The sequence below is a fragment of the Enterobacter sp. C4G1 genome (genome assembly GCF_052886895.1).
In genome coordinates, this window is sequence record NZ_JBQVVV010000002.1 from 1312842 (window position 1) to 1324351 (window position 11510).

Sequence of the window (11510 nt, forward strand, 5' to 3'; positions counted from 1 at the left end):
GGCACTTAGCGGTATGATGCACACCATCTTTTGCGCATAGCGCATCGCGATATTTGTTACTGAAGAGGATTGGTATGAAATTTTTGGTCACCGGAGCCGCTGGTTTTATTGGCTTTCACGTCAGCGAACGACTTCTGAAGGCGGGCCATCAGGTTGTGGGTATTGATAACCTGAACAGCTACTACGATGTGAGCCTGAAGCAAGCCCGACTGGATCTTTTGGCGTCTGAGAATTTTACGTTCCGCAAACTTGACCTCGCCGACCGTGAAGGGATGGCTGCGCTCTTTGCTGAAGAGAAGTTTGACCGGGTTATTCACCTGGCTGCTCAGGCAGGCGTGCGTTACTCGCTGGAAAACCCTCATGTATACGCCGAATCTAACCTGATTGGGCACCTGAACGTTCTGGAAGGCTGCCGCCATAACCAGGTTCAGCATTTAGTTTATGCGTCTTCCAGCTCCGTGTATGGTCTGAACAGCAAGATGCCATTCTCTACCGATGATTCAGTGGATCACCCTGTTTCTCTGTACGCGGCCACCAAGAAAGCAAATGAGCTGATGGCGCACACCTATTCGCATCTTTACGGTCTGCCAACCACCGGGCTGCGCTTCTTTACCGTTTACGGCCCGTGGGGTCGCCCGGACATGGCGCTGTTTAAGTTTACCAAAGCGATGCTCGAAGGTAACAGTATCGATGTGTATAACTACGGCAAGATGAAGCGCGACTTTACCTATATCGACGATATCGTCGAAGGTATCATTCGCCTTCAGGACGTCATCCCACAGCCAAATCCGGAGTGGACTGTTGAAACGGGTTCTCCTGCGTCAAGTTCCGCGCCGTACCATATTTACAACATCGGCAACAGCGCGCCTGTTGAGCTGATGGATTACATCACCGCACTCGAAGAAGCCCTGGGCTCCGAAGCGAAAAAGAACATGATGCCTGTACAGCCAGGTGATGTGCTGGAAACCAGCGCAGACACCAAACCCCTTCAGGATGTGGTTGGCTTTAAGCCACAAACCTCGGTAAAAGAAGGGGTTAAGAATTTTGTGGACTGGTATCGCAATTTCTACAACGTCTAAAAACAACAATGCCCGGCAGTGTGGACTGCACCCCAAAAGTTGGACACCCAACTGAGTAAGGTGCAGTTTTTTATGGCAAAGCCAAAATTTTCCCTCGAAACCAGATTAGCTGTAGTTAATCACTACCTTGCCGGAAAAGATGGAACACATCGAACAGCTGAACGCTTTGGTGTTGAGAGAACATCAGTGCGACGCTGGGTAAGAGCCTGGCAACTCCACGGTATTGATGGCATTACCTGGAAAAATGACCGCCATTCTCCGGCGTTCCGGATAACTGTTGTCCAGGCTGTTCTCAGTGAAGAACTTTCGATGCGTGAAGCTGCCGCACGGTTTAATATCTCAACTGAAACCGTTGTCAGGCACTGGGTGAATGTTTACAAAGACGCAGGTGAGAAAGGACTTCTGAGCATAAAACCAGGTCGGAGCAAGGACATGACAAAACCCAAAAAAACACCGCCACTTACCGATGCTGCACTGGAAAAGTTATCTCCCGAAGAACTGCGGGCTGAACTCCGTTATCTGCGCGCAGAGAATGCCTATCTAAAAAAGCTGAAGGCCTTAGTTCAAAGCGAGAAAAGCGGCAGAAAGCCGGAATAATCAGTGAGCTAAGGCAGGAGTATGCGCTCGGTGATCTTCTGCGTGCAGCAGGTATGTCCCGCAGTACGTGGTATCACAATATGAATGCGCTGAAACGAGTGGACAGTCATGCCAGTCTGAAAGACAAAATCAGAGAGATTTACCACTATCACAAAGGGCGTTATGGCTACCGCAGGATCACGCTCTCACTGAGAAAACAGGGGTTGTTGGTAAACCATAAAACAGTGCAGCGACTGATGGCAGCGCTGTCACTCCGCTCTCTGATAAGGGTGAAGAAATATCGTGCCTGGAAAGGGGAAGTGGGCAAGGCTGCGCCCAATATCCTGAACCGGAACTTCGGTGCATCGAAAGCCAACGAAAAATGGGTCACGGATGTTACAGAGTTCTCGGTGCAGGGTAAAAAGCTGTACCTGTCGCCGGTTCTCGATCTGTTTAACCGGGAGATTATCTCCTACAGCCTGTCGGAAAGGCCGGTGATGGAGATGGTTAATACGATGCTGCACGATGCGTTCTCAGTGCTCGGACCGGAGGATGCACCGTTGCTGCACACGGATCAGGGCTGGCAATACCGAATGGCAGGCTATCAGGCAAAGTTAAAGGCGCAGGGTATAACACAAAGCATGTCGCGCAAGGGAAACTGCCTGGATAACGCGGTGATGGAGAACTTCTTCGGCACACTGAAATCGGAGTGTTTTTACCTGAACAGGTTCAGCGATCTGAATGAACTGAGGAAGGCGATAGTGGACTATATCCATTACTATAACAACGAGCGGATCAGCCTGAAATTAAAAGGCCTGAGTCCGGTAGAATACCGAACCCAGGCCCTGATAGCCGCTTAACATGAACTGTCCAACTTTATGGGGTCAGTCCAGTGCCGGGCATTTTTTTACGCGTTATCTGCAATAACCATCAGTCACTGCCAAACAGATCGCGGGTATACACTTTATCCGCCACATCTGCCAGCTCATCCGCCATACGGTTAGAGATGATCACATCCGCCTCTTTCTTAAAGGCATCCAGGTCACGAACCACACGGGAGTGGAAGAACTCATCTTCTTTCATCGCTGGCTCATAAATCACAACCTGCACACCCTTCGCCTTGATACGCTTCATGATCCCCTGAATAGAAGAGGCGCGGAAGTTATCAGAGCCGCTTTTCATGATCAAACGATACACACCCACAACTTTCGGGCGACGCGCAAGGATGGAATCAGAGATAAAGTCTTTACGCGTACGGTTAGCATCAACAATCGCTGAGATCAGGTTGTTTGGCACAGCCTGATAGTTTGCCAGAAGCTGTTTGGTGTCTTTCGGCAGGCAATAACCGCCGTAACCAAACGACGGGTTGTTGTAGTGGTTGCCAATGCGCGGATCCAGGCAGACACCTTCGATAATCTGTCGGGTGTTCAGACCCAGGCTTTCGGCATAGCTGTCCAGCTCGTTGAAGTACGCAACGCGCATCGCCAGATAGGTGTTCGCGAAGAGTTTAATCGCTTCGGCTTCGGTGGAATCGGTAAACAGTACCGCGATATCTTTCTTAATCGCTCCTTCCTGGAGCAGCGCAGCAAAACGCTCAGCACGCTCAGAACGCTCGCCAATCACAATACGGGACGGATGCAGGTTATCGTATAACGCCCTTCCCTCACGCAGGAACTCTGGCGAGAAGAAGACATTATCAATACCCAGCTTTTCCTTGATGGATTTGGTGAAGCCTACAGGAATGGTCGATTTGATAATCATCACCGCATTCGGGTTGATCGCCGTAACGTCCTTAATCACCGCTTCGACGCTGGAGGTGTTGAAGTAGTTGGTTTTCGGATCGTAATCGGTTGGCGTAGCGATGATGACGTAGTCCGCGTTGCGGTATGCGTCTTCTTTATCCGTCGTTGCGCGGAAATTCAGAGGTTTATTGGAAAGATAATCCTGGATCTCCTTATCAACAATCGGGGAGACTTTCTGATTAAGCATATCCACTTTGGCCTGCACGATATCCAGCGCGACCACTTCGTGATTCTGCGCAATCAGAATACCGTTTGAAAGACCAACATAGCCTGTTCCGGAGATTGTTATTTTCATCGTTCAACTTCTTCAAGTATGAGTGTCAGGAAGCGCGTTCGCACCACCGCAATAAACAACTGTTGAGGTTTTTACCTCTTATGTTTATCAGCTGTCAAGGCGAATGCCTTGCTACAGGAGTGAGATAATACAGAGGTTTATTCTGCGTTGAGAGAGCCTTGTTGCACGAAGCAAGTCAACAAGGGGGCGGAGCGATAAAAAAAGCCCGGTGGATTTCACCGGGCCTGGCTATCAGACTGGTTTAAATCAGATTAATCCAGCCATTCGGTGTGGAACACACCTTCTTTGTCAGTACGTTTGTAAGTATGCGCACCGAAGTAGTCACGCTGTGCCTGAATCAGGTTGGCAGGCAGAACGGCAGCACGGTAGCTGTCGTAGTACGCCACAGCGGCAGAGAAGGTTGGAACCGGAATACCGTTTTGTACTGCATAAGCGACTACGTCACGCAGTGCCTGCTGGTATTCGTCAGAAATTTTCTTGAAGTACGGTGCCAGCAGCAGGTTTGCGATACCGGTATTTTCAGCGTAGGCATCGGTGATTTTTTGCAGGAACTGCGCACGAATGATGCAGCCAGCACGGAAGATCTTCGCGATTTCGCCGTAGTTCAGATCCCAGTTGTTCTCGTCAGAAGCTGCGCGCAGCTGAGAGAAACCTTGCGCGTAGGAGACGATTTTACCCAGGTACAGTGCACGACGAACTTTCTCGACGAACTCCGCTTTCTCGCCTGCTGGTTTAGCCTGCGGGCCAGACAGTACTTTAGAAGCCGCAACGCGCTGCTCTTTCAGAGAAGAGATGTAGCGTGCAAATACAGATTCGGTGATCAGAGACAGTGGTTCGCCCAGATCCAGAGAGCTCTGGCTGGTCCATTTACCGGTGCCTTTGTTCGCAGCTTCATCCAGAATCACATCAACCAGGTATTTACCTTCTTCATCTTTCTTGGTGAAGATATCTTTGGTGATGTCGATCAGGTAGCTGTTCAGCTCACCTTTGTTCCAGTCGGTGAAGGTCTGAGCAAGTTCTTCGTTAGACAGGTTCAGGCCGCCTTTCAGCAGGGAATATGCTTCTGCAATCAGCTGCATATCGCCGTATTCGATACCGTTGTGCACCATCTTCACATAGTGACCCGCACCGTCCGGACCGATATAGGTCACGCATGGCTCACCATCTTCAGCGATAGCTGCGATTTTGGTCAGGATTGGGGCAACCAGTTCGTAAGCTTCTTTCTGACCGCCAGGCATGATAGATGGGCCTTTCAGCGCGCCTTCTTCACCACCGGAAACACCGGTACCGATGAAGTTAAAGCCTTCAGCAGACAGTTCACGATTACGACGAATGGTGTCCTGGAAGAAGGTGTTACCGCCATCAATAATGATGTCGCCCTTTTCCAGATATGGCTTCAGGGAATCGATGGCTGCGTCTGTGCCAGCGCCCGCTTTAACCATTAACAGGATACGACGAGGCGTTTCCAGCGATTCAACAAACTCCTGAACCGTGTAGAACGGAACCAGTTTCTTGCCTGGGTTTTCAGCAATCACTTCTTCGGTTTTTTCACGGGAGCGGTTGAAAACGGACACGGTATAACCACGGCTTTCGATGTTGAGCGCCAGGTTGCGCCCCATCACTGCCATACCGACAACGCCGATCTGTTGCTTGGACATTACATACTCCTGTCTTGGGGATAATCACTGCGGTGCGATGCAGTTTGAATGTGTCTATGATGTTAACTCAAGCCTGTTACTTATGGATAGCCTTTGGTGCGCTAACGCTATCAACAGAAGAAAATGGGGCAAATAAGTGAGCAGGTAGGTGTTACTCTTTAATCAACATTGCCAGATATTGACCATATGACGTCTTCTTGAGTTTTTCAGCCTGAACAGCGATGTCATCTGCCGTCAGCCATTTCTTGCGAAATGCAATTTCTTCAAGACAAGCCACCTTCATTCCCTGGCGCTTTTCGATGGTGTGAATGTACTGGGAGGCTTCAATAAGGCTATCGTGATTCCCGGTGTCGAGCCATGCGAAGCCACGACCGAGAAGCCCAACTTCCAGCTCTCCGCGTTCGAGATACATCTGATTCAGGGTCGTGATTTCCAGCTCACCCCGGGGAGAAGGTTTCACCTCTTTCGCCATATCTAACACGTTATTATCGTAGAAATAGAGACCCGTCACAGCCCAGTTCGATTTTGGTTTCAGCGGTTTTTCTTCAATGGAGATGGCTTTGTAATGCTCATCAAACTCCACCACGCCAAAACGTTCAGGATCCTGAACCTGATACCCAAATACCGTGGCCCCTTTGGTTTTGCTGGCTGCATCTTCCAGTTTCTTACTGAAACCGTGGCCAAAGAAGATGTTGTCCCCCAGCACCAGAGCACACGTGTCGTTGCCAACAAACTTCTCACCGATGATAAACGCCTGAGCAAGGCCGTCTGGCGAAGGTTGCACTGCATAGGTGAAATTCACGCCGAACTGGGAGCCGTCTTTCATTAAACGCTGAAAAGCGGGCATATCTTCTGGCGTGGTGATGATTAAAATATCGCGGATCCCGGCCAGCATCAGGACTGACACGGGATAGAAAATCATCGGTTTGTCGTAAATCGGTAGCAACTGTTTCGACACACCTTGTGTGATTGGATACAGACGGGTCCCTGACCCACCCGCTAATACAATTCCTTTCATCGCGCTATACCTCGATTATTTGCTCAGTCCAAGACGCTCGCCAGCATAAGAGCCATCGAGCACCCGCTTCCACCATCCTTCGTGGGTCAGATACCAGTTGATCGTTTTCTCTATGCCACTTTCGAACGTTTCCAGCGGCACCCATCCGAGATCGTGCTTAATTTTGCTGGCATCAATGGCGTAGCGAAGATCATGTCCAGGACGGTCGGCTACAAAGGTTATCAGCTCTGCGAAACTGAGGATGTTCGCGGGCTTTTTATCAATAATCTTATCGAGAATTGCGCAGATGGTTTTCACCACGTCGATGTTTTTGCGCTCGTTGTGACCACCAATACAGTATGTCTCCCCCTCTTTGCCTTCCGTCGCAACTTTGTAAAGTGCGCGGGCATGATCCTCGACATATAACCAGTCACGGACCTGTTCACCATTGCCATAAACCGGTAGAGGTTTACCCGCCAGCGCATTGAGGATGATCAGGGGGATCAGTTTTTCAGGGAAATGATACGGGCCATAGTTATTGGAACAGTTGGTGATCACCACCGGCAAGCCATAAGTACGATTCCATGCACGTACTAAATGGTCGCTTCCTGCTTTTGATGCGGAATAAGGACTGCTCGGCGCATAAGCCGTTTGCTCAGTGAACAGGCCTTCAGCATCGTGCAGATCGCCAAATACTTCATCGGTGGAAATATGGTGGAAACGGAAAGTGTCTTTCTGTTTACCGTCCAGTGACGCGTAATGGCTACGCGCCGCTTCAAGCAGCGTAAAGGTGCCGATCACGTTGGTCTGGATAAAAGCAGCCGGGCCATCAATAGAGCGATCGACATGACTTTCTGCGGCCAAATGCATGACGATATCAGGCTGGAACTCGCTGAAAAGTGTGCCAATACCTTTAGCATCTGTGATGTCCGTACGCGAAAATGAATAACGAGGATTATTTTCTACGGATGCCAGGGATTCAAGGTTGCCAGCGTAGGTTAAGCAATCTACGACACAAACCGTATCCTGAGTATTGTTAATAATATGACGAACAACGGCGGACCCAATAAATCCTGCGCCACCTGTTACGAGTATTTTCATATTTCATTCACTTTCAGTCAGTTAATAAAAGGAGACTCAGGAGCAAACGCAAGAAACCCGGGGTTTCTTGCCATGCCATAACGTCTCCCTTCAAAAGGTGCACGATGACAGGCTGATATCAATATCAGCCGTTCTCAACGGTGGATTACGCTGAAAATTAATAAGCACCTTTTCTGAACAGAACCACATTTACGGTTTTGAATAAGATGACGATATCATTCCACAACGACCAGTTTTTAACGTACCAGGAGTCGAAGTACACGCGGGTGGTGTAATCAACATCATTACGCCCACTCACCTGCCATAACCCAGTCATTCCCGGCTTCACCATCAGGTAGTAATCAACGTCATCAGCATAACGTTCCAGCTCTTCATGAATAACCGGACGCGGGCCAACCAGGCTCATCTCGCCTTTAAGCACGTTAAATAGCTGCGGTAACTCATCGAGGCTCGTTTTACGAATAAAGCGGCCGATAGCCGTAATGCGCGGGTCATTCTTAAGTTTGAAATCTTTTTCCCACTCGGCCCGGGCTTCAGCGTCGCTTTCAAGCAGCTTTTCGAGGATCTCTTTAGAGTTGATATCCATTGAGCGGAACTTGTAGCAATCAAATTTCTCACCCCGACGCCCTATTCTGCTGTGCGCGTAGATAGCCGGGCCACCATCACGAGAGACCTTGTACCAGAGGTAGACAAACAGTGGTGATGAGACAAGTAGAATACCTAACGTACAGACAATATCGAAGGTTCGTTTGATAAAACGCGAGGTCGCTTTCGAGAGGTTATTATGAACCTGCAACAGCAATACTTCATGGCTAAAGATGAAGGACATACTGGTACCGTAAAGTGGGAATCCTCGCAGCGAAGGAATGATAATAACGTTACGGCATTTATGTTTGGCTAAGAAGCGTAACCAGCTTTCAAATTTATCTTTTTCATCAAAATCGCAAGCGACAACGAACTGGGTCGAAAACGCATTGTACTGCGTAAGAAGAGTGGCTTCATCTTTAATGACTGGACACTCTTCCATCATATCTGCCGTTGCATCAAAATCGCAAAACGCATCAATTTTGAAACCAGAGACTTCATGGCTTTGCAAGGCATAATAGGCTTCCCGGGCATTACGCCCTGCCCCTAGTATTACAGTACGTTTTTTCCAGTAGCCCAGTTTATTCAACAGAACTTTGGTTATTTCACGGGATACCGGCACCATAATGATGGCATACATCCAGCAATAGGCCCAGATATAGCGCGAGAAGTGCCACTTGGAGAACGCAACCAGCGCCAGGTCAAATACTGAAAAAATGACAATGGTACGCAGTGTTTCTTTTAACTCAGACCAAAAGGGTTTTTTCTGCGCATAATGACGCAAACGAACACCAAACCAAAAGACACATAATGCAGTCAGAATAAAATGCGACAGCAGTCGGACATCAATCTGACGAATTGGCATAAAAGTATTTAAATCGCCAATAAAAAACATGATAGTTAAAAAAGACAGACCTAAAGAAATATTAAGCCAGAAAAAATCGGACGCCATTAACGCGACCCGACAGATAAACTCTCTCTTTTGATCTTTAAATACGCTACTTTTCATTATTCATTCCCTGGCATAAATCACTCGATTTATGCCCATGGTCATTATTTCTCGGGGTGAGTATAGCCGTTCTGCACTCTGGCAGCCTGAGTATTAATCAACGACTCAGAGTATTGAGCCCAGGCGTTATCAACATAACTGCTAATCTCATCTCGGAAACGTTGCTCAGAGAAGCTCAACGCATGTTCGCGGCAATCTTCCGGCTTAATTTCATCCGCGTATTTCTCAAAAGTATTCACAGCGTCGCAAATGGACTCCGCCGTTTGTTCGAAGAAGAACAGGCCCGTTGGCTTTTCGCTACCAAGTGGCTTAACGGTTTCAAGACATCCACCTTTGCCATAAGTGATAACCGGGGTGCCGCTTGCCTGCGCCTCTACAGGAGAGATACCAAAGTCTTCTTCCGCAGCAAAGACATACGCTTTTGCCCGCTTCATGTAGTCCACCAAAGCCGCGTCATCCTGGTAACCCAGTAAGGTGATATTGCTGGTTGCCAGTTGCTTAATCTTGTCCATTTCTGAACCATCACCGATAACGATGAGTTTTTTATCCGGCATTTTGGCAAACGCGCTGACGATAAGATCGACACGCTTATAAGGAACCATACGACATGCGGCCAGATAAAAGTCTTCTTTGCTGTCGCTAAATTCAAACTTATCCGTATTCACTGGCGGATAAATGACGTCAGCTTGTCTGCCATAGACTTTATTGATACGGCGAGCAATAAACTGCGAGTTACCGATGAAGTGATTTACACCCGCGGCGGTACGGTAGTCCCAGATACGGATTTTGTGGAGCAGATACTTAGCAAGCCAGCCCTTAAGGCCTTTGTTTAAGCCTGATTCACGCAGGTACTGGTGCTGGAAATCCCACGCATAGCGGATGGGTGAGTGAACATAAGAAACATGGATCTGGTCCGGACCCGTGATCACCCCTTTAGACACCGCATGGCTACTTGAAATCACCACATCATAAGCGGACATATCAAGTTGTTCGATTGCCAGTGGCATCAATGGCAGGTAGGACTGGAATTTTTTAGCGGCAAAAGGTAAACGCTGGATGAAGGTCGTCGCGACTTTTTTATTATTCAGAAAATGTCTGTCTTTTGGTTTTAAAAAATCACATACGGCAAATACATCGGCTTCTGGATAGCAACGCAGAATTTGCTCAACTACTTTTTCAGAACCAGCATAGGAACTGAACCACTCATGAACGATTGCTACTTTCATTACGCTTCTCATCAATTAACTTAAACATTTTTTCAGTACGTGACTGGTAGGTATACTGCTGGGCAAGTTCCTGGCATTTCTCAACAGAAATCCTGTTACCTGACGTAATATCTTCCAGTGCTGAAATAAAATCTGCTGGCGTATGCGCGATACGAACATAGTCTTTAAAGTCACATAATGACGCTAAGTCCACACTCACAACGGCCTTCCCCGCAGCCAGATATTCAAAGAACTTCATTGGGAACATCGAGGCGGTGTATTCATTCAAATTGTTCGGCAACAACGTCGCCGTGAAGCCTTTCAGATACCCCGGCAACTGCTGGTACGATCTTGGGCCAATCAGATGAATATTCTTATGACGGGTTAACTGCGTCGCATCGGTGTTAGGGTCCCCCTCCCCGACGTCGCCGATCATCACGATAGACCATTCAGGATGCGTCTGTGCTATTTCTTCCAGAAGCGAGAAATTAACCTTATAGCCACTGATTGCACCGATGAAACCAATTCTTGGCTCCGGGAACTGGCTAAGGTCTGCGGGTACAGGCAAATTCTCGTCAAGCGCGGTAGAAAAGTGGTTGTAGTCAGCCACATTCGAAAAGTAATAAACCTCATCGCTCCATTTCTGTCTTGATTTGAGCAGCGTCAGGGAGGTCACAAAGGTGATATCTGCGCGACGAACCAACTCTTCTTCTGCATCCTGGAGGATATCTACCGGCATTCCCGGCTGCGCTTTAATTTCATCAACGCAATGGTAGACAACGTAACCGAAATCACTGGGTTCAAGAAAACGGGTAGTTAGCGGGTTATAGGTCCAAAGCGTTTCGTCTTTGAACTTCAATCGCCAGCACCAGAACTTGAGCGCGCTGCTGAGGATCAGCTTGTTGAGCTTACGGACAAACGCATAATTATTGAACGGGATCGATATTGGCGACCAGACCCAGATGTTGTCACGCACCTGACGAGGGGCTTTAATCGCTTTTAATACCCGACGGAAAATACGCGAGAGATCTTTCTTGTTCACGCTTGGACGGCGTAAACCCAGAGATTCAATATACAGCACGCGATGCCCGCGGTTTGCCAGCTCCACGGCAACATGCTGTTTGTTCGTCCAGAAAGGGTTGTCCCAGTCTGCTGTCGATAAGACGACGATGTCTTTAATGTCTGTAGTGTTTTTCATAAGAT

The 11510-nt window shown here is 48.4% G+C and carries 9 protein-coding genes; 2 read left to right on the forward strand and 7 right to left on the reverse strand.

All coding sequences use genetic code 11. The features are described 5' to 3' along the window. Window positions 1-74 precede the first annotated feature (74 nt). Both ACT9TW_RS20280 and ACT9TW_RS20285 read left to right on the forward strand, forming a co-directional pair. On the forward strand, window positions 75-1079 hold the full coding sequence (locus tag ACT9TW_RS20280; RefSeq protein WP_182061661.1) for an NAD-dependent epimerase: 1005 nt from the start codon (window positions 75-77) through the stop codon (window positions 1077-1079). A 72-nt stretch (window positions 1080-1151) separates the two neighbouring features. After that, window positions 1152-2515 (forward strand): IS3 family transposase gene (locus ACT9TW_RS20285; protein WP_446491829.1). Its coding sequence is split into 2 segments (ribosomal slippage): window positions 1152-1629 and window positions 1629-2515, totalling 1365 coding nucleotides; the frame shifts between segments, so codons are not numbered across the junction. Window positions 2516-2585: 70 nt separating this feature from the next. Here the strand turns inward: ACT9TW_RS20285 and ugd are convergent. The 7 genes from ugd to ACT9TW_RS20320 form a co-directional block, all read right to left on the reverse strand. Further along, a complete protein-coding gene (gene ugd, locus ACT9TW_RS20290; RefSeq protein WP_182061662.1) occupies window positions 2586-3752 on the reverse strand; it encodes a UDP-glucose 6-dehydrogenase in 1167 nt (388 codons plus the stop codon). A gap of 251 nt (window positions 3753-4003) precedes the next feature. Beyond that, the gene (gene gndA / locus ACT9TW_RS20295; protein WP_446493511.1) at window positions 4004-5410 is read right to left on the reverse strand and encodes an NADP-dependent phosphogluconate dehydrogenase; all 1407 of its coding nucleotides are present in this window, start codon (window positions 5408-5410) and stop codon (window positions 4004-4006) included. A gap of 151 nt (window positions 5411-5561) precedes the next feature. After that, window positions 5562-6428 carry a glucose-1-phosphate thymidylyltransferase RfbA gene (gene rfbA / locus ACT9TW_RS20300; protein ID WP_446493512.1) on the reverse strand — a complete coding sequence of 289 codons (867 nt, stop codon included), beginning with the start codon at window positions 6426-6428 and terminating at the stop codon, window positions 5562-5564. 15 nt (window positions 6429-6443) lie between these two features. Continuing rightward, window positions 6444-7508: a dTDP-glucose 4,6-dehydratase gene (gene rfbB, locus ACT9TW_RS20305; RefSeq protein ID WP_446493513.1), complete on the reverse strand. Its 1065-nt coding sequence runs from the start codon at window positions 7506-7508 to the stop codon at window positions 6444-6446. 157 nt (window positions 7509-7665) lie between these two features. Beyond that, window positions 7666-9102 carry an undecaprenyl-phosphate galactose phosphotransferase WbaP gene (wbaP, locus tag ACT9TW_RS20310; protein ID WP_446493514.1) on the reverse strand — a complete coding sequence of 479 codons (1437 nt, stop codon included), beginning with the start codon at window positions 9100-9102 and terminating at the stop codon, window positions 7666-7668. 44 nt (window positions 9103-9146) lie between these two features. Next, complete coding sequence (locus tag ACT9TW_RS20315) at window positions 9147-10328, reverse strand: glycosyltransferase family 4 protein (protein WP_446493515.1); 1182 nt, start codon at window positions 10326-10328, stop codon at window positions 9147-9149. Continuing rightward, on the reverse strand, window positions 10306-11505 hold the full coding sequence (locus ACT9TW_RS20320) for a glycosyltransferase (protein ID WP_446493516.1): 1200 nt from the start codon (window positions 11503-11505) through the stop codon (window positions 10306-10308). The genes ACT9TW_RS20315 and ACT9TW_RS20320 overlap by 23 nt, the downstream gene beginning before the upstream one ends. Window positions 11506-11510: the final 5 nt, after the last annotated feature.

Excerpts from the sequence above, each read along its gene's own strand:
- ACT9TW_RS20280 (WP_182061661.1), top strand. The coding sequence starts at position 75 with ATGAAATTTTTGGTCACCGGAGCCGCTGGTTTTATTGGCTTTCACGTC.
- ugd (WP_182061662.1), bottom strand. The coding sequence starts at position 3,752 with ATGAAAATAACAATCTCCGGAACAGGCTATGTTGGTCTTTCAAACGGT.
- gndA (WP_446493511.1), bottom strand. The coding sequence starts at position 5,410 with ATGTCCAAGCAACAGATCGGCGTTGTCGGTATGGCAGTGATGGGGCGC.
- rfbA (WP_446493512.1), bottom strand. The coding sequence starts at position 6,428 with ATGAAAGGAATTGTATTAGCGGGTGGGTCAGGGACCCGTCTGTATCCA.
- rfbB (WP_446493513.1), bottom strand. The coding sequence starts at position 7,508 with ATGAAAATACTCGTAACAGGTGGCGCAGGATTTATTGGGTCCGCCGTT.
- wbaP (WP_446493514.1), bottom strand. The coding sequence starts at position 9,102 with ATGAAAAGTAGCGTATTTAAAGATCAAAAGAGAGAGTTTATCTGTCGG.
- ACT9TW_RS20315 (WP_446493515.1), bottom strand. The coding sequence starts at position 10,328 with ATGAAAGTAGCAATCGTTCATGAGTGGTTCAGTTCCTATGCTGGTTCT.
- ACT9TW_RS20320 (WP_446493516.1), bottom strand. The coding sequence starts at position 11,505 with ATGAAAAACACTACAGACATTAAAGACATCGTCGTCTTATCGACAGCA.